27 protein-coding genes are annotated in these 21,787 nt (G+C 60.3%); 8 read left to right on the top strand and 19 right to left on the bottom strand.

The window, feature by feature from the left end; all coding sequences use genetic code 11:
* Window positions 1-35: 35 nt before the first annotated feature.
* Window positions 36-665 carry a DUF5666 domain-containing protein gene (locus JFT87_RS13035; RefSeq protein WP_201201841.1) on the bottom strand — a complete coding sequence of 210 codons (630 nt, stop codon included), beginning with the start codon at window positions 663-665 and terminating at the stop codon, window positions 36-38.
* A 233-nt stretch (window positions 666-898) separates the two neighbouring features.
* Between JFT87_RS13035 and JFT87_RS13030 the strand changes: the two genes are divergently transcribed.
* Window positions 899-2,104: an MFS transporter gene (locus JFT87_RS13030; protein WP_201201839.1), complete on the top strand. Its 1,206-nt coding sequence runs from the start codon at window positions 899-901 to the stop codon at window positions 2,102-2,104.
* A 78-nt stretch (window positions 2,105-2,182) separates the two neighbouring features.
* Here JFT87_RS13030 and JFT87_RS13025 read toward each other — a convergent pair whose 3' ends face one another.
* Window positions 2,183-2,587, bottom strand: a complete 405-nt coding sequence (locus JFT87_RS13025; protein WP_201201838.1) for a type II toxin-antitoxin system HicB family antitoxin — start codon at window positions 2,585-2,587, stop codon at window positions 2,183-2,185.
* 361 nt (window positions 2,588-2,948) lie between these two features.
* Here JFT87_RS13025 and JFT87_RS13020 point away from each other — a divergent pair, with 361 nt between their 5' ends.
* From JFT87_RS13020 to JFT87_RS13000, 5 genes are all read left to right on the top strand, one after another.
* On the top strand, window positions 2,949-3,605 hold the full coding sequence (locus JFT87_RS13020) for a peroxiredoxin-like family protein (RefSeq protein WP_201201836.1): 657 nt from the start codon (window positions 2,949-2,951) through the stop codon (window positions 3,603-3,605).
* A 49-nt stretch (window positions 3,606-3,654) separates the two neighbouring features.
* Complete coding sequence (locus JFT87_RS13015) at window positions 3,655-4,374, top strand: SDR family oxidoreductase (RefSeq protein ID WP_201201834.1); 720 nt, start codon at window positions 3,655-3,657, stop codon at window positions 4,372-4,374.
* Window positions 4,375-4,515: 141 nt separating this feature from the next.
* Window positions 4,516-5,403, top strand: a complete 888-nt coding sequence (locus JFT87_RS13010; RefSeq protein WP_201201832.1) for a LysR family transcriptional regulator — start codon at window positions 4,516-4,518, stop codon at window positions 5,401-5,403.
* 84 nt (window positions 5,404-5,487) lie between these two features.
* Window positions 5,488-5,955, top strand: a complete 468-nt coding sequence (locus tag JFT87_RS13005) for a helix-turn-helix domain-containing protein (RefSeq protein WP_201201831.1) — start codon at window positions 5,488-5,490, stop codon at window positions 5,953-5,955.
* On the top strand, window positions 5,952-6,506 hold the full coding sequence (locus tag JFT87_RS13000; RefSeq protein ID WP_201201829.1) for a PIN domain-containing protein: 555 nt from the start codon (window positions 5,952-5,954) through the stop codon (window positions 6,504-6,506). Before JFT87_RS13005 ends, JFT87_RS13000 begins: the two co-directional genes overlap by 4 nt.
* Window positions 6,507-6,577: 71 nt before the next feature.
* Here JFT87_RS13000 and JFT87_RS12995 read toward each other — a convergent pair whose 3' ends face one another.
* The 10 genes from JFT87_RS12995 to ccmA all read right to left on the bottom strand — a co-directional run bounded on the left by JFT87_RS12995 (window position 6,578) and on the right by ccmA (window position 13,961).
* On the bottom strand, window positions 6,578-6,982 hold the full coding sequence (locus tag JFT87_RS12995; protein WP_201201827.1) for a hypothetical protein: 405 nt from the start codon (window positions 6,980-6,982) through the stop codon (window positions 6,578-6,580).
* A 14-nt stretch (window positions 6,983-6,996) separates the two neighbouring features.
* On the bottom strand, window positions 6,997-8,199 hold the full coding sequence (gene ccmI / locus JFT87_RS12990) for a c-type cytochrome biogenesis protein CcmI (protein ID WP_201201825.1): 1,203 nt from the start codon (window positions 8,197-8,199) through the stop codon (window positions 6,997-6,999).
* A complete protein-coding gene (locus JFT87_RS12985; RefSeq protein WP_201201819.1) occupies window positions 8,196-8,666 on the bottom strand; it encodes a cytochrome c-type biogenesis protein in 471 nt (156 codons plus the stop codon). Before JFT87_RS12985 ends, ccmI begins: the two co-directional genes overlap by 4 nt.
* Complete coding sequence (locus JFT87_RS12980) at window positions 8,663-9,199, bottom strand: DsbE family thiol:disulfide interchange protein (RefSeq protein ID WP_201201817.1); 537 nt, start codon at window positions 9,197-9,199, stop codon at window positions 8,663-8,665. The genes JFT87_RS12985 and JFT87_RS12980 overlap by 4 nt, the downstream gene beginning before the upstream one ends.
* Complete coding sequence (locus JFT87_RS12975) at window positions 9,196-11,199, bottom strand: heme lyase CcmF/NrfE family subunit (protein WP_201201815.1); 2,004 nt, start codon at window positions 11,197-11,199, stop codon at window positions 9,196-9,198. Before JFT87_RS12975 ends, JFT87_RS12980 begins: the two co-directional genes overlap by 4 nt.
* A 4-nt stretch (window positions 11,200-11,203) precedes the next feature.
* Window positions 11,204-11,659 (bottom strand): cytochrome c maturation protein CcmE, encoded by a 456-nt coding sequence (ccmE, locus tag JFT87_RS12970; RefSeq protein ID WP_201201813.1) that lies wholly within the window; start codon window positions 11,657-11,659, stop codon window positions 11,204-11,206.
* The gene (gene ccmD, locus JFT87_RS12965) at window positions 11,656-11,832 is read right to left on the bottom strand and encodes a heme exporter protein CcmD (protein ID WP_008145547.1); all 177 of its coding nucleotides are present in this window, start codon (window positions 11,830-11,832) and stop codon (window positions 11,656-11,658) included. The genes ccmE and ccmD overlap by 4 nt, the downstream gene beginning before the upstream one ends.
* Window positions 11,829-12,584, bottom strand: coding sequence for a heme ABC transporter permease (locus tag JFT87_RS12960; RefSeq protein ID WP_201201812.1), 756 nt, complete (start codon window positions 12,582-12,584; stop codon window positions 11,829-11,831). The genes ccmD and JFT87_RS12960 overlap by 4 nt, the downstream gene beginning before the upstream one ends.
* A 76-nt stretch (window positions 12,585-12,660) precedes the next feature.
* Entirely contained in the window at window positions 12,661-13,329 is a 669-nt protein-coding gene (gene ccmB, locus JFT87_RS12955; protein WP_201194979.1) for a heme exporter protein CcmB, read from the bottom strand.
* A complete protein-coding gene (gene ccmA, locus JFT87_RS12950; RefSeq protein WP_201201811.1) occupies window positions 13,326-13,961 on the bottom strand; it encodes a cytochrome c biogenesis heme-transporting ATPase CcmA in 636 nt (211 codons plus the stop codon). Before ccmA ends, ccmB begins: the two co-directional genes overlap by 4 nt.
* A 223-nt stretch (window positions 13,962-14,184) precedes the next feature.
* Here ccmA and fliK point away from each other — a divergent pair, with 223 nt between their 5' ends.
* Window positions 14,185-15,750, top strand: coding sequence for a flagellar hook-length control protein FliK (gene fliK, locus JFT87_RS12945; protein ID WP_201201810.1), 1,566 nt, complete (start codon window positions 14,185-14,187; stop codon window positions 15,748-15,750).
* On the top strand, window positions 15,747-16,076 hold the full coding sequence (locus JFT87_RS12940) for an EscU/YscU/HrcU family type III secretion system export apparatus switch protein (protein ID WP_201201809.1): 330 nt from the start codon (window positions 15,747-15,749) through the stop codon (window positions 16,074-16,076). Before fliK ends, JFT87_RS12940 begins: the two co-directional genes overlap by 4 nt.
* 87 nt (window positions 16,077-16,163) lie before the next feature.
* Here the strand turns inward: JFT87_RS12940 and JFT87_RS12935 are convergent, their stop codons facing one another.
* From JFT87_RS12935 to JFT87_RS12905, 7 genes are all read right to left on the bottom strand, one after another.
* The gene (locus JFT87_RS12935) at window positions 16,164-16,556 is read right to left on the bottom strand and encodes a DUF2802 domain-containing protein (RefSeq protein WP_201201808.1); all 393 of its coding nucleotides are present in this window, start codon (window positions 16,554-16,556) and stop codon (window positions 16,164-16,166) included.
* Window positions 16,557-17,042 carry a chemotaxis protein CheW gene (locus tag JFT87_RS12930; protein WP_010456928.1) on the bottom strand — a complete coding sequence of 162 codons (486 nt, stop codon included), beginning with the start codon at window positions 17,040-17,042 and terminating at the stop codon, window positions 16,557-16,559.
* An 86-nt stretch (window positions 17,043-17,128) separates the two neighbouring features.
* Window positions 17,129-18,016, bottom strand: a complete 888-nt coding sequence (locus JFT87_RS12925; protein WP_201201807.1) for a CheW domain-containing protein — start codon at window positions 18,014-18,016, stop codon at window positions 17,129-17,131.
* A 117-nt stretch (window positions 18,017-18,133) separates the two neighbouring features.
* On the bottom strand, window positions 18,134-18,922 hold the full coding sequence (locus JFT87_RS12920; protein ID WP_201201806.1) for a ParA family protein: 789 nt from the start codon (window positions 18,920-18,922) through the stop codon (window positions 18,134-18,136).
* A 42-nt stretch (window positions 18,923-18,964) separates the two neighbouring features.
* On the bottom strand, window positions 18,965-19,855 hold the full coding sequence (gene motD / locus JFT87_RS12915; protein WP_201201804.1) for a flagellar motor protein MotD: 891 nt from the start codon (window positions 19,853-19,855) through the stop codon (window positions 18,965-18,967).
* A 15-nt stretch (window positions 19,856-19,870) separates the two neighbouring features.
* Window positions 19,871-20,611: a flagellar motor protein gene (locus tag JFT87_RS12910; protein ID WP_201201803.1), complete on the bottom strand. Its 741-nt coding sequence runs from the start codon at window positions 20,609-20,611 to the stop codon at window positions 19,871-19,873.
* On the bottom strand, window positions 20,611-21,750 hold the full coding sequence (locus JFT87_RS12905; protein ID WP_201201802.1) for a protein-glutamate methylesterase/protein-glutamine glutaminase: 1,140 nt from the start codon (window positions 21,748-21,750) through the stop codon (window positions 20,611-20,613). Before JFT87_RS12905 ends, JFT87_RS12910 begins: the two co-directional genes overlap by 1 nt.
* Window positions 21,751-21,787 lie beyond the last annotated feature (37 nt).

Here is a 21,787-nt window from a genome sequence, read left to right as displayed (position 1 = left end):
AGCAAGCCCGCTCCCACAGGGATTTCGGCAAGTCGTTACATCGGCGGTGTAACGCCATCCTTACCCGCAGAGATGGATTGAGCCGTCAGCGTCCCGTCCGCACCCTGGGTCACAAACGTCACGATCTTCACGCCAACCTTCAACAAAGTGCGATCCCCCGGCATCAGGTTGACGATCGGCACGTCTTCCGGCACCAGAATCTTCTGCTGGCCGCCCTTGTAGTTAACGGTCAAGGTGCGGCCATTGCTGACCACCAGATCGCCAACGCTGCCATTGGTCATGCTGCTGCCCTTGGCCAGGTCGAAGGGCCGATGGCCGTCGCCGCTGCCCGCCAGTTCCGGTGGGAAAACGTGGACTTCCAGTGCCTTGAGGGTGCCGTCATCCTGGGGGATGGCGGCCGAGCCGATGTAGCTACCGGGTTTGATGTCTTCGATATTGGCCAGGGTCACGGCGCGGACTTTGGTGTCCTTGGTCAGGGTGATGACCACGTTTTCGCCGCTCTTGGTGTGAACCTTCAGGGTATCGGCATTGACGCCGGTAATCTCGCCGCGCACGCCTATGCGCAGGCCCGGAGCGTCGTCCGCCTGAGCCAGTCCTGCCGAGAATAAGGTGACCAGCGTAATCGCTGAGGCGCTGCGAATCAGGTGACGGAACATCGCATTCATGGAAGTGGCTTCCGGTTATGAAACGTGAAGAGAGAACATAAGCACGCTATCGAACAAGATGTAAGTGAATGTATCATCAGCCTCACTGTTTTGACGCAAGGTTCATCGATGGACATCACAGTCGTCCGTCACTCATTCCGCAACGGAATGATTACTATCACTCCAATCCCTCTTCCGCCGTTTCGGTCAGCCCCTTAGCCTTCGCGCATTCCTCCTGTTTAGCGAGACACGTTATGAACCCAGCGACTCAGGCGCCCCACAGCGCCGTGACAATGACCAAAGGCATGGTGATGTTGTTCGCCTTCTGCTGCGGCGCCATCGTTGCCAACATCTATTACGCCCAACCAATCATCGGCCTGATCGCACCGGACATCGGCCTGACCAGCACCATGGCCAGTTTCATCGTGTCACTGACCCAGATTGGTTATGCGCTGGGCCTGTTCTTTCTGGTGCCGCTGGGTGATCTGCTGGAAAACCGCAAGTTGATGATCATCACCACGCTGGTGGCGATTGCCAGCCTGCTGGGTGCAGCGTTCACCGATCAACCGAATGTGTTTCTGCTGATATCGTTGCTGGTGGGCTTCAGTTCGGTGTCGGTGCAGATCCTGATTCCGTTGGCCGCACACCTGGCGCCGGAAGAGTCTCGCGGTCGAGTGGTCGGCGGGATCATGGGCGGTTTGCTGCTGGGTATTTTGTTGGCGCGTCCGGTGTCGAGCTTGGTGGCTGACCACTTCGGCTGGCGGGCGATGTTCATCATTGCGGCAGCGTTGATGGCGGCGATCAGTATCGTGCTGGCGTTGACCATTCCCAAGCGCCAGCCTGATCACAGCGCTTCTTATGGTCAGTTGCTCGGCTCGCTGTGGACGCTGTTGCGTCAACAACCGGTCTTGCGCCAGCGGGCGTTTTACCAGGGTTGCATGTTCGCCACCTTCAGCCTGTTCTGGACCGCGGTGCCGCTGGAACTGGCGCGTAACCACGGTTTGAGCCAAACCCAGATCGCGATCTTCGCCCTGGTCGGCGCCATCGGTGCCATCGCCGCACCGATTGCCGGTCGACTGGCCGACGCCGGGCACACCCGCAAAGCCTCACTGCTGGCCCTGATATTCGCCAGCCTGAGCTTCCTGCCGGCCTTCATCCACCCGCTCTACAGCGTCATCGGCCTGGCCGTCACCGGCGTGGTGCTCGACTTCTGCGTGCAGATGAACATGGTCCTGGGCCAACGCGCGGTCTACGCCCTCGACGCCAAAAGCCGCAGCCGCTTGAATGCGCTGTACATGACCAGCATCTTCATCGGCGGCGCCTTCGGTTCGTCGGTGGCCAGTGCGGTGTATGAACACGGCGGCTGGTTGTGGATCGTGATTGTCGGCAGCGCGTTTCCGCTGTTGGCGTTGTTGCGATTCTTGAGCGTTTCAAAAGAACCTTCCCTGGCAACGGCATAAATCGCTAGAAGCTTCGCGGGCAAGCCTCGCTCCTACGGGAGTGGGGCTTGCCCGCGAATACGATGTGACTGTCGGCTCTCAGTGACGAACCAACTTCTCCATCGCCGCATCCGCCAGAAAGGAGGAGCGGCTTTTGACGTTGTGCTCACGCACATAACGGTCAATGCGTTGAATCACGTACCCTGGCAGCGTCACATTGACCTTCTCGGTTTTGCCCATGTACGGCGCGATGTCCAACTCCAGCATTCCCCAGCCCATGTTGGCAAACTCGGGATTGCCGCGGTGCGCGGCCGCGGAAGTCGGCATTGGAATCGGCTCCCCATCAGCCGCCATCTCCTGCAGCATGATGTGGGCTATCTCGACTGCCGCGTTATAGGCGTCTTCAAACGTATCCCCGGCGGTTACCGCGCCTGGAATATCGGGGATCTGAATACCGATGGCGGTGTTCTCGTCGCCCCACTCGATACAGATGGGATATTGCATTATGGATCTCCTGCGTAGCTGGCTGGCTGGATGAGCAATGATCAAAGCCACCCGCTGAAGAGCTTCCTGAACAACGAGATCCCTGTAGGAGTGAGCCTGCTCGCGATAGCGGCGTGTCAGTCAAATCAATGTCGGCTGGAAGGACGCAATCGCGAGCAGGCTCACTCCTACAGGGGATTAACTTCGTGCATAACAGCACAGAAAATAAAAAGAACGATGCCCGGTTGTTTTACAGCATGTGATGAGCCAGCCCATTCCCCCTGAGCATGAATGCTATGCCGCGCACCTGCGTTCCCCTGCGCGTACCTGAAGGTCACTCTTGAACCGAGCCACTACCGGCGCTTCCTCAGGACTTTCGATCATGACCCTGCAAGCAAAACTCGATGCCTTCAAAGCCGATTTCAAGGCCGGGAAACCGCCCTACAACGCTCCGGCCGAAATCCATCCGATCATGGAGCGTGCCACCGCTGAACTGATTGCGTCCGGCGCGGCGGACAAAGCGCTGAAAGTCGGGGACAAAGCGCCGTTGTTTACCCTCAAGGATCCCGACGGCAAACCCGTGTCCTCTGCCGATCTGCTGGCCAAGGGTCCGTTGGTGCTGACGTTTTACCGTGGCGTCTGGTGCCCGTACTGCAACATGGAGCTGCAAGCCCTTCAGGCCTTCCTGCCGACCTTGCAGGAGGCCGGGGCTAACCTTGTGGCAATCTCGCCGCAAATCGCCGCCAACAGCCGCAAATCGCTGCGCACCAATGGCCTGGCGTTTCCGATTCTGAGCGACACCCACAACGACGTGGCGGAGGCCTTTGGCCTGCGCTTCGAATTGCCTGATTATTTGATCGAGTTGTACAAGAACCTGCGCAATGACCTGCCGACGTTTAACGACGATCCGTCCTGGACCCTGCCGATGCCGGCGCGTTATGTGATCGGTCGGGATGGCGTGATTCGTTACGCCGAGGTCAACCCGGATTACACTCAGCGACCAGAGCCGGAAGCGATGCTGGATGCGATTCGCGGCTGAACCGATCACGTGCCGCCTGACCCGCGGCATGTTCTTCAAAGGAGTTTCCATGACCCGACGTACCTTTCTCATCACCGGCGCCAGCAAAGGCATCGGTCGTGCGGTGGCCGAGCACCTGGACCGTGCGGGTCATCGTGTGGTCGGGATTGCCCGCACGCCGGACCTGACATTCCCCGGCATTCTGTTTCCACTGGACCTGAGCGACCGAGTACTGACCCAGGAAGTGTTGGCGGATCTGGCCAGGACGTATGAGTTCGATGGACTAGTGAACAACGTCGGTCTGGTTCGCCCGCAGGTGTTGGGCGAAATCGACCTCGACACCTTCGATGACGTGATGCGGGTCAACCTGCATTCAGCCCTGCAAGCGACGCAGGCACTGCTGCCAAACATACGCGCCAAAGGCTGGGGTCGGGTGGTGAACATTTCCAGTCTGACGGTGCTCGGGATTACCCAGCGCACGGCGTATGCGGCGGCGAAAGCGGCGCTGATCAGTTTCACCCGCTCCTGGGCGCTGGAACTGGCGCAAACCGGGATCACGGTCAACGCCGTGGCCCCGGGCCCTACCGAAACCGAACTGTTCCGCGCCAACAACCCGATCGGCAGCGAAGGTGAAGCCCGCTATCTGGCCGGCGTGCCGATGGGCCGGCTGGGGCAACCGGAAGAGATCGCCGCTGCGATTGCCTTTTTGTTGTCCGAACAGAGTGGGTTCATCACCGGGCAAACGCTGTTTGTCGATGGTGGCGCTTCGATCGGCAAAGCCGCGTTCTGATGAGTTTTTTCAGACAACATCAATCCACTGTGGGAGCGAGCTTGCTCGCGATGAGACCATAACAGTCAGTATCAATGCTGAATGTCAGACCGCTATCGCGAGCAAGCTCGCCCCCACATTTGATCTTCACAAGGACTCAAGATGGACCGCCTCGGCGCAATGGAAACCTTCGTCTACGTGGTCGAAACCGGCTCGTTTTCCGCGGCAGCCCGGCGCCTGAATATCGGCCAGCCCGCCGTCTCGAAAACCATCGCGCAACTGGAAACCCGACTCGCCGTACGACTGCTGTTGCGCTCGACCCGCGGCCTGACCCCGACCGAAGCCGGGCTGGCGTTTTTCGACAGGGCCAAACGCGCCATCGAAGAAGCCGACGAGGCCGACAACGCCGCTCGCGGCGCCGCCAGGGGGCTGACCGGCAATCTGCGGATCTGCGCTGCCGTCACCTTCGGCCGGCAACACATCGTGCCGCACCTGGGGCCGTTTCTTGATCAGAACCCGGAGTTGAACATCGACCTGATGCTCGACGACCGCAACATCAATCTGGTGGAAGAAGGCGTCGACGTTGCCCTGCGCATGGGCACCTTGAGCGATTCCGGCTTGACCGCCCGCAAGATCGCCGAATGCCGGCGCGTGGTGCTGGGCACACCGGCGTACTTCAAAAAACACGGCGAACCCACCTGCCCTGTCGACCTGACCAAACACCAAGCCGTCGTTTACAGCCAGGGCGGCGGCGCCAATTGGCAGTTCAAGAAAGCCGGCGAAGAACAACCGGTGATCATCAGTGGCCGAATCCGCGTCAACGCCGCCGAAGGGTTGCGTGAATCAGTGCTGGCGCATCTAGGGCTGACCATGGCGTCGGAATGGATGTTTGCGCCGGAGTTGGCCAATGGTGCGGTCGTGGAAGTGATGAGCGATTGGGTTTTGCCGAATCAGGACCTATGGGCGGTGTTTCCGACGGGGAGGATGGCCAGTGCCAAGGCTCGGGCGTTTGTGGATTACGTCCAGGTCTTGCTGGCAAAAGAGTCTTAAACAGGGCCTTTTTTCGTTTATTGCGATTTTCGTTTGATTCGAATAGCCTTTCAGCATCGCTTGCTCAGAATGTTGGAAACCATCATGTCCTTAGTCATCCATCCACCGATCAACCTGCCCATAGCCCGCGAAGTTCAGGCCGCTATTGAAGGCCAGCGCGCCCTCGCCGCCTATCTCGCGACTCAATTCGAAACCCAGCGCATCCAGATTTTCGACGAGCAGAACGAAGCTCACAGCGTCGAATTGCCCACATCAGCCCTTCGGTTACTGCTCGACATCCTGGCCGCATTGGCCGAGGGCAATGCGGTCAAGGTTGTCCCGGTTCACGCGGAACTGACCACCCAGGAAGCCGCCGACCTGCTCAACGTCTCACGTCCGCACCTGATCAAACTACTGGAGTCCGGCGAGTTGTCCTACCACAAAACCGGCAAGCACCGACGTGTGCGCTTTGCCGATTTGATGGATTATAAAAACCGGCGCGACACCGCCAGCGAGCAAGCAATGACGCTTCTCGCCGAGCAAGCACAAGCGTTAAGGACAGGATACGAGTGAGGCACTCCCCTTTTACCGCTGTATATGACGCATGTGTTTTGTACCCCGCTCCCTTGAGAGACTTCCTGATGTGGCTTGCGCTATCAGGACGTTTTCGGGCGCGATGGTCACTGGAGATACATAACGAATGGAAACGAAGCCTGCTGAAAAACCGTCCGGACCTGACGCCGGAGCAACTCGATCGCACATCAGAGCTGATGGACCAGGCGATTCCTGATGCCTGTGTCTGCGACTATTCGGATTTGATCAGCGGACTGACGCTACCCGACGAGAACGACCGCCATGTTCTGGCTGCAGCCATACGGTGCGGAGCAGGTGTAATCGTGACCTTCAACCTCAAGGACTTTCCCGATGCCTACCTCGCCCCGTTCGGTATCGAGGCGCAACACCCTGATGAGTTTGTTGAAAACCTGTTCCATCTGGATGCGGCAGTGGTTATCGCAGCCGCCCAACGCCAGCGCCAGCAACTGAAAATGCCACCAATGGAAGTCGAGCCATTTCTGAACCTACTGCAGCGTCAGGGACTGTCTAAGTCAGTTGGGGCGCTCTAGGGCTATCGTGCAATGCTCTGAAGGTTGAACCTCAGACAGTAAAACGGCGATTCAGGATCGCCGTTTTTCATTCATTGCCCGAATTGCTTGCCCAACCCCGGCGGTACGCCGTGGATGTCGGTGTCTTCCCATGGCCCGTTCGGGCTGATCGAGCGGCTCCAGCCGTTGTTCCAGCGGTAGTAGGTGCGCTGGCGGTAGAAGGTGTTGGGCTGGTCTTCGAGGACGTAGACGCCGAGCTTCGCATCCCAATGGCTGTTGCCCCCCGGTGGCGGGGCGAAGCTGGCGGAGGTGCGGGGCATGGGTTTGGCGGGTTTGGCCGGGATGCCCGGTTTACTTGGCGTCGGTGTGGGTGACGGCGTCGGGCTGGGCTGCGATGGCGGAATCGGCGGCAATGTATGTTCAGGAGGCCGATGGACCGCACAAGCACTTAACCCCAGAACCAGACTGAGCAGGGTGATACGAGCGATGGCGGTCATGGCGTTGCTTCCTGTTATTTATCCGGACTGTCGATGGTCAGTTTTTGTGGCGCGGTGGTGCTGCTGGCCAGAGGCTGGCTGCGACCGACCCATTCGCCGGCAGTCGGTTGGCCGGCGCGGGAGATGCGTGCAACCAGTTGGACTTCAGGGAAGTTCGACAGTTTCAACTGCGGCATCATTGCGTCGGCATCGCCCAGCTCGACGGTCGCCGGCAGGTCAGCCACGGTCAGGCGTTTGGCTGCCAGCGGTGCCGGAGGGCCGGAGGTGGCGCGGGCGAAGATGAACACGCTGTCGCCCGGTTGAACCTTGCCTTTGAGTTCGCTGGCGAGGTCGACGCTGACTTTCAACAGCGCGGTTTTCGCGGCTACAGGTGCCTGAGCGACCTTGCCGCCGCTGGCTTCGAGTTTCTCGGTAGCCCGGGTAATCCCGCCTTGCAGTGCGGCCCGGGAGTTGTCTTCCGGTGGCAGTTGCGCCAGCAGGCGACTCCAGTAGTCGATGGCGTCCTGATAACGCTCGCCTTCAAACGCGGCGATGCCGAGCAAGCCAAGGCTGGTGACTTCTTTCGGATCGGCTTTCAGCGCTTCGTCGGTCAGGGCCTGAATCTTGTCGGACCACTTCTTGCCATCAGCAAAGTACTGAGCCTGCGCCCATTGCCCGAGCAGTTCCGGCTGGCGACCAGCGAGGTTCACGGTGCGCTCGAAAATCTTCGCGGCATCGGCCGGACGATCCTGAGCCATGTAGGTGCGACCGAGGAAGTACAAGCCTTCCGCCGAATCCGGTTGAGCAGCGACCGCGCGTTCCAGGCGACGGGTCATTTCTTCCATCGACTGCGGCGCCTGGGCGAATTCACGGGTCAGCTCGACCTTATCGCTGGCGCCGAAATGCAGGTAGAGCCCAAGGCCCAGCACCGGCACCATGATCGCCGCCAGCAACGGCAGCGATTTACCCAGACGAGACACTCGCGGCGCCGCGACGCCTTCAGTGTCGGCCAGCAACTCACGCGCCGCTTCGGCGCGACCGCTATCCATTTGCGCTGCATCGAGCACACCCTCTTCCTGCTGAGTCTGCAACTCAGCCACGCGCTCTTGATACAGCGCGACGTTCAGGGCGGTACGATCCTCTTCGAGCTGGGCGCGACGGACACGCAAAACCGGGATCAACAGAAAACTCAGGGCAACCAGAAGTAGCAGACCTGCAGCGAGCCAGAAATCAATCATTCTTGGTTTTTATCCAACAGGTGGTCGAGGCGCTCGCGCTCCTCGGCGGAAAGCGCGTCCGGGGTGTCAGCGCGTTGCACGCGACGACGGCGGACGATCACGGCGATAACCACGAAGCCGCCCAGCAACAGGCCGGCAGGGCCGAACCAGAGCAAGGCAGTCTTGGCGTTCAGAGCGGGTTTGTAGCGGACGAAATCACCGTAGCGATCCACCATGAAGTCGATGATCTGCTGGTTGTCCTTGCCCTCGCCGAGCATGCGGAAAATTTCTTTGCGCAGGTCAGCGGCAATCGGTGCATTGGAATCGGCAATGTCCTGATTCTGGCACTTGGGGCAACGCAGCTCTTTGGTCAACTCGCGGAAACGCTCGCGATCGCCTTCTTTGGCGAACTCGTAAGTGTCGATGGCCGCGTGTGCCACGCCGGCCATGCTCAACCCCAATACAACGGCGGCTATCCAGCGCTTCATGGCTTGGCCTCGTCGACCAGCGCCTGATACTTGGCCGCCAGTTTTTCGCGCCAGACCTGTTCGTCGATCACGCCGACGTACTTGTCGCGGATGATGCCCTTGGCGTCGATGAAGAAGGTTTCCGGAGCGCCATACACACCGAGGTTCAGGCCCAGGGTGCCTTCGTCGTCGCGGACATTGAGTTGGTACGGGTTGTGGAATTCCACCAGCCACTTCAAGGCGTCGGCGTTGACGTCCTTGTAGTTGATCCCGTAGATCAGCACGCCCTTCTCGGCCAGTTTATTCAGCACCGGGTGCTCAACCCGGCAGGAAATGCACCAGGTGCCCCAGACGTTGACCAGCGCCGGTTTGCCGACGATGTCAGCCTTGGTCAGGGTCTTGCCGTCCTGCACCGCTGGCAGGGAAAACTCCGGGAACGGCTTGTTGATCATGGCCGAGGGCAACTCGGCCGGGTCCAGGTACAGACCGCGATACAGGAAAACAGCCACCACCAGGAAAATCGCCAGTGGCAACAGCATCAACCAACGTCTCATGCAGTGGCTCCCGTCATGCCCAGCGCTTCACGCACGCGGCTTTTCACCTTGACCCGATAACGGCGATCCAGCGCCGCCAGCAACCCGCCGAAACCTGTCAGCAGGCCGCCGAACCAGATCCAGCGCACGAACGGTTTGACGTGCACGCGCACGGCCCAGGCGCCATCGCCCAGCGGTTCGCCGAGGGCAACATAGAGGTCACGGGTGAAACCGGCGTCGATCCCGGCTTCGGTCATCATCGAGTTCTGCACGGTATAGAGGCGTTTTTCCGGGTGCAGCACAGCGACTTCCTGACCGCTGCGGATCACCCGGATGGTGCCCTTGTCGGACGTGAAGTTCGGCCCTTCGAAGTGCTTGGCGCCTTCGAAGACGAAGTGGTAACCGGCCAGGTCCATGGACTCGCCAGGCGCCAGGCGCAAATCACGCTCGGCACTGTTCTGGCTCGACAGCACGACACCGAGCGCACAAACGGCGATGCCCAAATGCGCGACCTGCATGCCCCAATAGCTGCGGGTCAAGGTCGGCAGGCCTTTGATCAACCCCTTGTGGCGAGTCTTGTCGAGGATGTCCCGCACGCCGGCCAGCAATACCCACGCGGCGAGCATGAACGTCGCGATCACCGCCCAGTTGAAGTCGCCGTAAGCGACGCCGGCCACCACGGCCAATGCGGCGCTGCCGAGCAACACCGGGGTCAACATGCCCACCAGCCATTTGACCGGGGTGTCTTTCCAGCGCACCAGCATACCGACGGCCATTACCACCATCAGCAACGCCATCAACGGAATGAACAACGCGTTGAAGTACGGCGGACCGACCGACAACTTGGCGCCGGTCATCGCATCGAGAATCAGCGGATACAAGGTGCCGAGCAGGATCATCGAAGCGGCAACCACCAGCACCAGGTTGTTACCCAGCAGCAGGGTTTCCCGGGACCAGAGGTTGAAGCCTACATGGCTTTTCACGACCGGAGCGCGCAGGGCGAACAACGTCAGCGAACCACCGACCACAAACAGCAGGAAGATCAGGATAAACACGCCGCGCTCAGGGTCGGACGCAAAGGCGTGAACCGAGGTCAGTACGCCGGAACGCACCAGGAAGGTCCCCAGCAAACTCAGTGAGAATGCCGCAATAGCCAGCAACACGGTCCAGCTCTTGAACACGCCACGTTTTTCCGTGACCGCCAACGAATGAATCAGCGCCGTACCGACCAGCCAAGGCATGAAGGAAGCGTTTTCCACCGGGTCCCAGAACCACCAGCCGCCCCAGCCGAGTTCGTAGTAGGCCCACCAGGAACCCAACGTGATGCCGATACCGAGGAAGGCCCAGGCGACGATGGTCCATGGACGCGACCAGCGCGCCCACGCCGCATCAAGTCGGCCACCCAGCAGCGCGGCGATGGCGAAAGCGAACGCCACGGAGAAACCGACGTACCCCATGTACAGCATCGGCGGGTGAACGATCAGGCCAATGTCTTGCAGCAACGGGTTGAGGTCGTGACCGTCCGCCGGAATCTGCGGCAGGATCCGCGCGAACGGGTTCGAGGTCAGGATCAGGAACAGCAGGAAACCAACGCTGATCATGCCCATCACCGCCAGGACGCGGGCGAGCATGACTTGCGGCAACTGCCGGGAGAACACCGACACCGCGAAGGTCCAGCCGCCGAGAATCAAGGCCCACAGCAGCAACGACCCTTCGTGGGCGCCCCACACCGCGCTGAACTTGTAGTACCACGGCAACGCACTGTTGGAGTTGTTGGCCACATACGCGACGGAGAAGTCGTCGGTCATGAAGGCATAGGTCAGGCTACCGAAGGCGAAGACCAGGAAGGCGAACTGGCCCCAGGCCGCAGGCTGAGCGAGGCTCATCCACAGGCGGTCACCGCGCCAGGCGCCGAGCAACGGCACGGTGGCTTGAACCAGCGCGAAACACAGCGCCAGGATCATCGCCAACTGGCCCAGCTCTGGTATTAAAAGCCCTGGGATAAAGTTTGCAGACGTCATCAAATCAACCCTCTTTGGCTTGGGTAGGCGCCGACTGACCGCTGTCTTTCAGGGCCTTGGTCACTTCTGGCGGCATGTACTTCTCATCGTGCTTGGCCAGCACTTCGTCGGCCACCACCACGCCATCGGCGTTGATTTTGCCCAGGGCCACAATGCCCTGCCCTTCGCGGAACAGGTCCGGAAGGATGCCACGATAGGTGATGGTCACGGACTTGTTGAAGTCAGTGACGATGAATCTCACGTCCAGGGAATCGCCGGAACGTTGCAGCGAACCTTTCTCGACCATGCCGCCAGCGCGGATGCGCGTGTCTTGCGGGGCTTCGCCGTTGGCGATCTGGGTCGGGGTGTAAAACAGATTGATGTTCTCTTTCAGGGCGCTCAGCGCCAGGCCAACGGCAGCGCCGACACCGACCAGGATCGCGAGAATGATGATAAGACGCTTTTTGCGCAGCGGATTCACTTGCCGTTCTCCCGGCGCAAACGACGCGCCTCTTGTTGCAGATACCGCTTGCGGGCCAGGATTGGCGCCGCCACGTTGAGGGCCAGTACCGCCAGGCAGATGCCATAGGCCGACCAGACATACAGGGCATGATGGCCCATGGCGAGGAAGTCGCCGAATGAAGCAAAACTCATCGAGCCGCCTCCAGACTGTTCTGCACTTCGGCTTTCACCCAGCTCGCCCGGGCTTCGCGCTTGAGCACTTCAAGACGCATGCGCAGCAACAGCACCGCGCCGAAGAAACAGTAGAAGCCCAGCACCGTCAGCAGCAGTGGCAGCCACATCTCGGCAGGCATCGCCGGTTTTTCGGTGAGGCTGAACGTCGCGCCCTGGTGCAGGGTGTTCCACCACTCCACCGAGTATTTGATGATCGGGATGTTGATCACGCCGACAATCGCCAGCACCGCGCAAGCCTTGGCCGCGCTGTCACGATTGCTGATGGCGTTGCCCAGCGCAATGAGACCGAAGTACAGAAACAGCAGAATCAGCATGGACGTCAGTCGTGCATCCCAGACCCACCACGAGCCCCAGGTCGGTTTGCCCCAGATCGCCCCGGTGACCAGCGCCACGGCGGTCATCCAGGCGCCAATCGGTGCCGCGCATTGCAGGGCGACATCGGCCAGTTTCATCTTCCAGACCAGCCCGACCACGCCGCACACCGCCAGCATCACATAGCAGGACTGCGCCAACATGGCGGCCGGAACGTGGATATAGATGATGCGAAAGCTGTTGCCTTGCTGGTAGTCCGGTGGCGCGAAGGCCAGGCCCCAGACCACGCCGACACCAATCAGCAGCAACGCCGCGACGCTCAGCCACGGCAGCAGTTTGCCACTGATGCCGTAAAACCATTTGGGCGAGCCGAGCTTATGAAACCAGGTCCAGGTCATTACTGTTTCCATCACGGTTGCTCTTCGCTATAGAAGAGCCAAGGGTCTTTACTGGCTAAAAAACAACCAGACCTCATTATTCGCCGACGCTGATCTTCAGGCCAGCGGCTATTGCAAAAGGTGTCAGGGTTATCGCCAGGGCGGTCAGGCTACCAAGCCACAGGAGATAACCGGTCGCCGGCATGCCTTGGAGTGCGGCCTGCAAGGCGCCACTGCCAAGAATCAACACCGGGATGTACAGCGGCAGAATCAGCAACGCCAGCAACAGGCCGCCGCGCTTCAATCCAACCGTCAGCGCCGCGCCCACCGCACCGAGCAGGCTCAGTACCGGTGTACCGAGCAATAAAGAAAGCAGCAACACCGGCAGACAAGCGGCAGGCAAACCGAGCATCAACGCCAACAGTGGAGCGAGCAAAACCAGTGCCAGGCCAGAGAAGGCCCAGTGTGCCAGTACCTTGGCCAAAACCAGAAGAGCCAGGGGGTGCGGCGAAAGGACCCACTGTTCAAGCGATCCGTCTTCGAAATCACTGCGGAAAAGCCCGTCCAGCGAGAGTAAAACCGATAAAAGGGCCGCTACCCAGACCAGTCCCGGAGACAAGGTTTGCAACAATTGAGACTCGGGGCCGACCGCCAGCGGGAACATCGACACCACGATGGCGAAGAATACCAGCGGATTGGCCAGCTCCGCAGGACGGCGGAACAACAGACGAGCCTCACGGGCGACCAACAGGCCGAAAACACTCATACGGCCCAGTTCCCCAGATCAATATCGCGATAGCCGGCCGGCATCCGGGTCAGCGTGTGGTGGGTGGTCAACACCACCATGCCGCCGCGTTCGCAGTGGCCGGCCAGGTGTTCTTCGAGTTGCGCCACGCCCTGTTTATCGAGCGCGGTGAAGGGTTCATCGAGAATCCACAACGGCGGGCTGTCGAGGTAAAGCCGTGCCAGGGCTACACGGCGTTGCTGGCCGGCGGACAAGCTGTGGCAGGGAACATCCTCGAAACCGCGCAGTCCGACAGCAGCCAGCGCTTGCCAGATGGCCTCGTGGGTCGCCGGTTGATGCAGGGCGCAGAGCCAGCTGAGATTTTCCTCCGGCGTCAGCAAATCCTTGATCCCAGCGGCATGGCCGATCCACAGCAGGTTGCGCGCCAGTTCGCTGCGTTGTTCATTCAGCGGCTGGCCATTGAGCAGCACCTGACCGGCGGTCGGCTGCATCAGCCCGGACAGTAAACGCAACAAACTGGTCTTGCCGCTGCCGTTCGGACCGCTGACCTGCACCATTTCGCCACTGGACAGTCTCAATTCGAGATTTTCGAAGAGCAGCCGAAGGTCTCGCTCACAGGCGAGGTCGACGGTTTGCAGGAGTGGACTGTTCAAGAGATCACGGGCCTTTTCGTTTCAAATCGGCGGTTCAAATCGGCGGTTCAAGTCGGCAGTGGCGCGGCCGCTAAAGTGATGCAGCATAGATGCATTGGCGGCCTGTTTTAGAGAGCTGCGTCAAAACAATTGCAATGTTTTCACCGCTCCCTGAAAGACGGCCGGCATTATACATGCCATGCCTTACTCTAAAGAGCGCATTTTCCCAAGGTTGTGACCGCGTATGACAGGCGAAATGAACATCCTCCCGCTGCCCCAGACCACGCCGGCCGTCACCCGCCCGCTGGTGGTCAGTGGCGACTTGCTCAAGCTGCTGACGCCGATGGAGGGCCTGATCACGCCCGGCCAGACTGCCAACGCTGAAGTGCTGTCGCTCAAGCAAGCGGATCAGTCCTTTCAATTGCTGCTCAAAGTCACCCTCGACAGCGGCCGCCAGACCACGGTCCAGGCCACCAGCACACAACCGCTACCAACAGGCACCAACCTGGCGATCACCCAGCCGTCCGCCAGCAACCTGGCGATTACGGTGCAACAGGCGATTGCCTCCAGCGTGGCCACCCTCACCCGCATCGACACCGCGCAACTGCCGGTCGGCACGTTGCTGCAAGGCAAAGTACTGACTTCTCAGGTGTTGCCGCAGACGCCGGGCCAGCCGACTGTGTTTCGCTCGCTGGTGAGTCTGCTCAACACCGCACTGAGCGGCAGCACGCTGACCATCGACAGCCCGCAACCGCTGCGCATCGGCACCTTGCTCAGCGCGTTGGTACAGGACACGCAAACCTTGAAATTCCTGCCGCTGAGCAATCGCCAGGACCAGTTGGCGGTGTCGCAGCAGTTGAACACCCAGCAGAGTCGCCAGGGTTCGCTCGATGGTCTGCTCAGCGCTTTGCAGAACCTGCCGCAGTCCGATGAAACGTCCGACGACCTGCAAGCCGCCGTGAACAAGTTGCTCGCCAGCCTGCCGGACGTTCAGCAACTGAGCACGCCCAAAGGCCTGGCTCAGGCGTTGCTCAGCAGTGGACTGTTCCTCGAAACGAAATTGCTCACCGGCCAAAACCCGACACAGGCCCCGGACCTGAAAGCCGATCTGCTCAAGCTGATCGCGCAACTGACCCCGGCCAACACCAACCTCACCGCGATCATCGCCGCCAATACCCTGGCCCAGGCAATGCCAAGCTTTGTGCGCAGCGCGCTGGGCATGCTCGGTCAGGTCAGCGCCAAACCGCTGCCGACCAGTTTTCCGCTGCCCGAACGCTTGTTGCAAAGCCAGGAGGGTGAAGGCGACCTTGAACTCTTGCTGCGCCTGGCGGCTGCGGCGGTTTCGCGCCTGCAAAGCCACCAACTGTCGAGCCTGGAACAGACCGGTGTCACCGACGATGGGCGGCTGCTGAGCACCTGGCAGCTTGAAATTCCGATGCGCAATATGCAGAACATCGTCCCGTTGCAGGTCAAGTTCCAGCGCGAAGAAGCCCCGGAAAAAGAGCAGCAAAACGAACGCCGTGAAGAACGCGAGCCAAAACAACAGTTATGGCGGGTAGAGTTGGCATTCGACCTCGAACCGCTTGGCCCGCTGCAGATTCAGGCACAGTTGATCGAGGGCAGCCTGTCCAGCCAGCTATGGGCCGAACGGCCATACACCGCAAGCCTGATCGAAAGTAACCTGGCAGCGCTGCGTGAGCGTTTGCTGGCATCCGGCCTGAACGTCGGCGATCTGGATTGCCACCTCGGCACGCCGCCCCAGGGCAGCCAAACCCGCCTCGAACAACGCTGGGTCGACGAAACCGCATGAACAACCCCAACACCCCACGCCAGGCCATCGCCCTCAAATACGACGGCAGCCACGCCCCGACCCTCACTGCCAAGGGTGACGAAGAACTGGCCGAAGCTATTCTGAAGATTGCCCGCGAATACGAAGTGCCGATCTATGAGAACCCCGAACTGGTGAGGCTGCTGGCGCGGATGGAACTGGGGGACAGTATTCCGCAGGAGTTATATCGCACGATTGCCGAGATTATTGCGTTTGCGTGGAATCTGAAGGGGAAATTCCCGGAGGGGCAGGATCCGAACGCGCCGGTGGTCGAGAAGGATGTGACCGAGCGTGGGGATGATTACTGAGGATTTGAGGGCCCCATCGCGAGCAGGCTCACTCCTACATTGGAACGCATTTCAAATGTAGGAGTGAGCCTGCTCGCGATAGCGATTTCAGTTCTTGTGAAGTTTACGCATCAACTCCGCCTCAGCCTGGGTCAAGCCACACGACTGAGTCAGTTCATCAACGCTTGCGCCCATCCCCACCAGTTTCGCTGCTTGGGCGAACGACAGGCTCGATGGATCGCGCTGTTCCAGTTGAACAATTTTGTCCGGCAATGGGCCGACCACCGCACGCAGTTCGTGCAGGTCTTCACCCATGCGCACGTTGCCGTTCTGGTAGTTGTCGACGCGCTTGGCCAGGTCCTTGATGCGCTGATCGCGCAGCGCATCGCCCTCGGCCTGTTGCGCGGCGATCAGCCGCTGACCGCGAATGTACGCCAGGAACATCGCCAGCGTGCCTGCCCAAAACAGGAACAGGACAATGACCGCAACCTCAAGAATCAATCAGATGTTCTCCAGATCCGACCATTCTTCTTCGCTCATCATCTTGTCGAGTTCGACCAGGATCAGCAGTTCGTTGTTCTTGTTGCACACGCCTTGGATGAACTTGGCGGATTCTTCGTTACCGACGTTCGGCGCCGTCTCGATTTCCGACTGACGCAGGTAAACCACTTCGGCGACGCTGTCGACCATGATCCCGACCACTTGCTTGTCGGCTTCGATGATGACGATACGGGTGTTGTCGCTGATCTCGGCGTTCATCAGGCCAAAGCGCTGACGGGTGTCGATCACGGTGACCACGTTACCGCGCAGGTTGATGATGCCCAGCACGTAGCTCGGGGCACCCGGGACCGGGGCGATTTCGGTGTAACGCAGGACTTCCTGAACGCGCATCACGTTGATGCCGTAGGTTTCATTGTCCAGTTTGAAGGTTACCCATTGCAGGATCGGATCTTCAGAACCTTTTGCATTCGTCGCTTGACTGCTCATACCTGACCCCTAGAAAACCGCGCTTGGCGGTGTGTGTCTGTGTGGCGGCATTCAACAATGCCGTCGCCTACTTGTTATGTCGGCTGCTATGTCGGTTTATGTAGCGGCTTACTGCCGCCCATGTGCTTTGCCCCACCGCTGGCGATCAATTCGGCCAGTGCGGAAACGTCCAGCAATGCACACATGTGCTCAATCACCGTGCCGGCGAGCCATGGCCGCTGACCTCGATGACTTCTCCATTTGATTTCGTTCGGGTCCAGGCGCAACGAGCGGCTGACTTGATGCACCGCCAACCCCCACTCGTAGCCCTGCACCGAAATAACGTATTGCAGGCCTTGGCGGAAGTCATCGCGGTAACGGTCCGGCATGACCCAGCGTGCGGTATCCAGCACTTTCAGGTTGCCGGCCTGGCTCGGCAGGATCCCGAGGAACCATTCCGGCTGACCAAACAGGGGCGTCAGTTCGTGGCCGGCCAGGGAATAAATCGAGCCCAGGCACACCAGCGGCACAGCCAGGGTCAGCCCGGCGACATCGAACAACAGGCATTCGAACGGCTCGGCAGCCCAAGACGGGCGGCCATCGGTTTCCACCGGTGGCGGCGTGTTGCTCGGCGGCAAGTGGACTTCGACCACCGGCGGCACCAAGGCTTGTAGCAGCGGTGCGATGGTCGATACCGGCGCCAGGATCGGTGCCGGGGCTTCGATCACGGCAACCGGTGCTTTTTCAACGACGGGCGCAACGGCTGGCGCGGCAACGGTCGCCGGTGGCCGCGCATCACGGGCCTGTTCTTCGAGCACCGCCAACTGGAACTCGTCCAGTGCGGCCTCGGCCTCGACGACTGCGACAACCTCAACGACTTCAGAAACCGCCTCGACTTCCGGCAGCAACTCTTCAGTCGCCTCCATCAGCAAGCTGTCCAGATAAGACTGGAGCGCCAGTTGCGGACGCGAGGTGACCTTCACCGGCCGGTTCATGCGCGCACCTGTGTAGGAGCTGCCGAAGGCTGCGATCTTTTGGCGGATTCGAAGGTGTCACAAAGCAGGATCAAAAGATCGCAGCCTGCGGCAGCTCCTACGCGAATTGGGTTCATGTCAGGCCACCGCCGGAACGAGTTGTGCGGTCAGCAGATGCTTGAGCAGTGCGCGGTAAGCCAGAACGCCACGGCTCTTGCCGTCGAATTGCGAAGGCGTGACCCCGGCCCGGCTGGCATCGCGCAGACGGGTATCGACCGGGATGTAACCTTGCCAAATTTCTTCCGGGTATTTGTCGCGCAACACGCGCAGGGTCCCGAGGGACGCCTGGGTCCGGCGATCGAACAGGGTCGGGACGATGGTGAACGGCAACGCTTGTTTGCGCGAACGGTTGATCATCGCCAGGGTGTTGACCATGCGCTCAAGGCCTTTGACGGCCAGATGCTCGGTCTGCACCGGGATCACCAACTGCTGGCTCGCGGCCAAGGCGTTGACCATCAACACACCGAGCAACGGCGGGCTGTCGATCACGGCGTAATCAAAGTCTTGCCACAATTGCGCCAGACTCTTGGCGATCACCAGGCCCAGGCCACTTTGGCCTGGCGACTGACGCTCAAGGGTCGCCAGTGCGGTGCTCGACGGCAACAGCGAAATATTTTCGTGACTGGTGGGCATCAACAACTGACCGGGCAAGCCCTGAGGCACGCTGCCCTTGTGCAGGAACAGGTCGTAGCTGCTGTGTTCCAGGCTGTCGGGGTCGTAGCCGAAATAGCTGGTCATCGAGCCGTGTGGGTCGAGATCAACCATGACCACACGTTTCCCCGCCTCGGCCAGCAAACCGGCTAAAGCGATAGAGGAAGTGGTTTTACCAACACCACCCTTTTGATTGGCAACTGCCCAGACTCTCATTCGGATATTCCTCCCGGTCGATAACGCCGACCGAGAAATAGCTCAACGTATTAATGCGGGTGACGGAGAATTGACGGCGCTCTCTCGTCCCGGCGACTTGACCGGGGTCGGTGCAGTTTGTGTGCCAGCACGCTTCAACGCGGCATCCGGTTTCGCATTGGCGGTTCCGGTACCGGTGAGGCTGCGGCGTACATCGAGATTTCGCGACACCACCAGCACCACCCGACGGTTGCGCGCCCGGCCTTCTGCCGTGGCGTTGTTGGCCACAGGCTGGAATTCGCCGTAACCCACCGACGCCAGGCGGCCAGGGTTGACACCTTGCATCGCCAGCATGCGCACGATGCTCGCCGAACGAGCCGAGGACAGCTCCCAGTTGGTCGGGTACTGCGAGGTGCGGATCGGTTGATCGTCGGTAAAGCCTTCAACGTGGATCGGGTTGTCAAACGGCTTCAGGATCGCCGCGACCTTGTCGATGATGTTGAAGGCGATGTCGCTGGGCATCGCGTCGCCGCTGCCGAACAACAGGCTGGAATTGAGTTCGATCTCGACCCACAGTTCGTTGCCACGCACGGTCATCTGGTTGGAGCTGATCAGGTCGCCAAACGCAGCGCTGATGTCATCGGCAATGCTTTTGAGCGGATCGCTGGCACCGGCGATGCCGGCATCAATCTGTTCGGCGTCTTTGACCAACGGCTTGGCCGGGGTCACCGTCATCGGCCGCTCTTCACCCACCGGGATCGGCTTGACGGCGCGATCCGAGTCGGTGAACACGCCGATCAACGCTTCCGAAATGACTTTGTACTTGCCTTCGTTGATCGAAGAGATCGAGTACATCACCACGAAGAACGCAAACAGCAAGGTGATGAAGTCCGCATAGGACACCAGCCAGCGTTCGTGATTGACGTGTTCTTCAGGTTGGCGACGACGTGCCATGGTCCATGTCTCCCATCAATCCATGAAGCCCTGAAGCTTCAACTCAATAGAGCGAGGGTTTTCACCTTCGGCGATCGACAGAATCCCTTCCAACAACATTTCGCGATAACGCGACTGACGCAATGCGATGGACTTGAGCTTGGACGCGACCGGCAGCAACACCAGGTTGGCACTGGCCACGCCGTAGATGGTGGCGACGAAGGCGACGGCGATGCCGCTGCCCAGTTGCGATGGATCGCCCAGGTTGCCCATGACGTGGATCAAGCCCATCACCGCACCGATGATGCCGATGGTCGGCGCGTAGCCGCCCATGCTTTCAAAGACTTTGGCGGCTTCAATGTCGCGGCTTTCCTGGGTGTAGAAATCCACTTCCAGGATGCTGCGAATCGCTTCCGGCTCCGCGCCGTCCACCAGCAATTGAAGGCCTTTGCGCGAGTAGTTATCCGGTTCGGCGTCCGCCACTCCTTCCAACCCCAGCAAACCTTCCTTGCGGGCGGTCAAGCTCCAGTTCACGACGCGATCGATGCCACCGGCCAGATCCACACGCGGTGGAAACAGGATCCAGGCAAGGATCTGCATGGCGCGCTTGAAAGCGCTCATCGGCGATTGCAACAACGCCGCACCGATGGTCCCACCGATGACGATCAACGCCGCCGGGCCGTTGGCCAGTGCGCCGAGGTGACCGCCTTCAAGGTAGTTGCCGCCGATGATGGCGACAAACGCCATGATGATCCCGATCAGGCTGAGTACATCCATCAGATACAGGCCTCAACCAGGTGCTTGCCAATGTCGTCCAGGCTGTAAATCGCGTCCGCCAGATCAGCTTTGACGATGGCCATCGGCATGCCGTAGATCACGCAGCTCGCTTCGTCCTGGGCCCAGATTGCACTGCCGCCCTGTTTGAGCAGGCGTGCGCCTTCGCGACCATCGGCGCCCATGCCGGTCAATACGACCGCCAGAACTTTGTCGCCGTAGGACTTGGCTGCCGAACCGAACGTGATGTCCACGCACGGCTTGTAGTTCAGACGTTCGTCACCCGGCAGGATTTTCACCGCGCCACGGCCATCGATCATCATTTGCTTGCCACCGGGCGCCAGCAACGCCAGGCCAGGACGCAGGATGTCGCCATCCTCGGCTTCCTTGACGCTGATGCGGCAGAGCTTGTCCAAACGCTCGGCGAAGGCCTTGGTGAAGGCCGCCGGCATGTGCTGGATCAACACGATCGGCGCCGGGAAGTTGGCCGGCAACTGGGTCAAGACCCGTTGCAGGGCAACCGGGCCGCCGGTGGACGTGCCGATGGCCACCAGTTTGTAGGCTTTGCGTTTCGGCGCAGGTGACGACGGGCTGGACGACGCAGGCGCATAGCTGCGAGTTGGCATCGGTGCCGGTGCCGGACGCACAGGCGCGCTGCTGCCATAACTGCTGGCGCTCGAAGGCGCAGGCGTCGGGGCTGGCGCGGCGACCGGGGCCGGGGCGGTGTAGGTGTTGGCGCGACGGTTACTGCGCGAAATGCTGAGAATCTTCTCGCACAGCAGTTGCTTGACCTTCTCCGGGTTGCGGGAGATGTCTTCGAAATTCTTCGGCAGGAAATCCACCGCACCAGCGTCCAGCGCATCCAGGGTGACCCGGGCGCCTTCGTGCGTCAGCGAGGAGAACATCAATACCGGGGTCGGACAGCGCTGCATGATGTGCCGCACCGCCGTGATGCCATCCATCATCGGCATCTCGTAGTCCATGGTGATCACGTCTGGCTTGAGGGCCAGCGCCTGATCGATCGCCTCTTTTCCGTTGGTCGCCGTACCGACAACCTGGATGTTCGAATCCGCTGAAAGAATTTCCGAGACGCGGCGGCGGAAAAACCCCGAATCGTCCACCACCAGGACTTTGACTACCATAAACACTCCATTAGACGGAGCGAGGCTCAGTCGCCCC

Origin of the sequence: Pseudomonas sp. TH15, from assembly GCF_016651105.1 — a bacterium.
Classification (GTDB): domain Bacteria; phylum Pseudomonadota; class Gammaproteobacteria; order Pseudomonadales; family Pseudomonadaceae; genus Aquipseudomonas.
The sequence above is the reverse complement of the archived record's forward strand: the minus strand, read 5'-3'. Positions and strand labels throughout refer to the sequence as shown.

Excerpts from the sequence above, each read along its gene's own strand:
- JFT87_RS12940 (WP_201201809.1), top strand. The coding sequence starts at position 15,747 with ATGAACAACCCCAACACCCCACGCCAGGCCATCGCCCTCAAATACGAC.
- JFT87_RS12905 (WP_201201802.1), bottom strand. The coding sequence starts at position 21,750 with ATGGTAGTCAAAGTCCTGGTGGTGGACGATTCGGGGTTTTTCCGCCGC.
- JFT87_RS12910 (WP_201201803.1), bottom strand. The coding sequence starts at position 20,611 with ATGGATGTACTCAGCCTGATCGGGATCATCATGGCGTTTGTCGCCATC.
- JFT87_RS12960 (WP_201201812.1), bottom strand. The coding sequence starts at position 12,584 with ATGACCTGGACCTGGTTTCATAAGCTCGGCTCGCCCAAATGGTTTTAC.
- fliK (WP_201201810.1), top strand. The coding sequence starts at position 14,185 with ATGACAGGCGAAATGAACATCCTCCCGCTGCCCCAGACCACGCCGGCC.
- motD (WP_201201804.1), bottom strand. The coding sequence starts at position 19,855 with ATGGCACGTCGTCGCCAACCTGAAGAACACGTCAATCACGAACGCTGG.
- JFT87_RS12925 (WP_201201807.1), bottom strand. The coding sequence starts at position 18,016 with ATGAACCGGCCGGTGAAGGTCACCTCGCGTCCGCAACTGGCGCTCCAG.
- JFT87_RS13035 (WP_201201841.1), bottom strand. The coding sequence starts at position 665 with ATGAATGCGATGTTCCGTCACCTGATTCGCAGCGCCTCAGCGATTACG.
- JFT87_RS13010 (WP_201201832.1), top strand. The coding sequence starts at position 4,516 with ATGGACCGCCTCGGCGCAATGGAAACCTTCGTCTACGTGGTCGAAACC.
- ccmI (WP_201201825.1), bottom strand. The coding sequence starts at position 8,199 with ATGATTGATTTCTGGCTCGCTGCAGGTCTGCTACTTCTGGTTGCCCTG.
- JFT87_RS12930 (WP_010456928.1), bottom strand. The coding sequence starts at position 17,042 with ATGAGCAGTCAAGCGACGAATGCAAAAGGTTCTGAAGATCCGATCCTG.
- JFT87_RS12980 (WP_201201817.1), bottom strand. The coding sequence starts at position 9,199 with ATGAGACGTTGGTTGATGCTGTTGCCACTGGCGATTTTCCTGGTGGTG.
- JFT87_RS12975 (WP_201201815.1), bottom strand. The coding sequence starts at position 11,199 with ATGACGTCTGCAAACTTTATCCCAGGGCTTTTAATACCAGAGCTGGGC.
- JFT87_RS12995 (WP_201201827.1), bottom strand. The coding sequence starts at position 6,982 with ATGACCGCCATCGCTCGTATCACCCTGCTCAGTCTGGTTCTGGGGTTA.
- JFT87_RS12985 (WP_201201819.1), bottom strand. The coding sequence starts at position 8,666 with ATGAAGCGCTGGATAGCCGCCGTTGTATTGGGGTTGAGCATGGCCGGC.
- JFT87_RS13005 (WP_201201831.1), top strand. The coding sequence starts at position 5,488 with ATGTCCTTAGTCATCCATCCACCGATCAACCTGCCCATAGCCCGCGAA.
- JFT87_RS13030 (WP_201201839.1), top strand. The coding sequence starts at position 899 with ATGAACCCAGCGACTCAGGCGCCCCACAGCGCCGTGACAATGACCAAA.
- ccmB (WP_201194979.1), bottom strand. The coding sequence starts at position 13,329 with ATGAGTGTTTTCGGCCTGTTGGTCGCCCGTGAGGCTCGTCTGTTGTTC.
- JFT87_RS13025 (WP_201201838.1), bottom strand. The coding sequence starts at position 2,587 with ATGCAATATCCCATCTGTATCGAGTGGGGCGACGAGAACACCGCCATC.
- JFT87_RS13015 (WP_201201834.1), top strand. The coding sequence starts at position 3,655 with ATGACCCGACGTACCTTTCTCATCACCGGCGCCAGCAAAGGCATCGGT.
- JFT87_RS13020 (WP_201201836.1), top strand. The coding sequence starts at position 2,949 with ATGACCCTGCAAGCAAAACTCGATGCCTTCAAAGCCGATTTCAAGGCC.
- JFT87_RS12920 (WP_201201806.1), bottom strand. The coding sequence starts at position 18,922 with ATGAGAGTCTGGGCAGTTGCCAATCAAAAGGGTGGTGTTGGTAAAACC.
- ccmD (WP_008145547.1), bottom strand. The coding sequence starts at position 11,832 with ATGAGTTTTGCTTCATTCGGCGACTTCCTCGCCATGGGCCATCATGCC.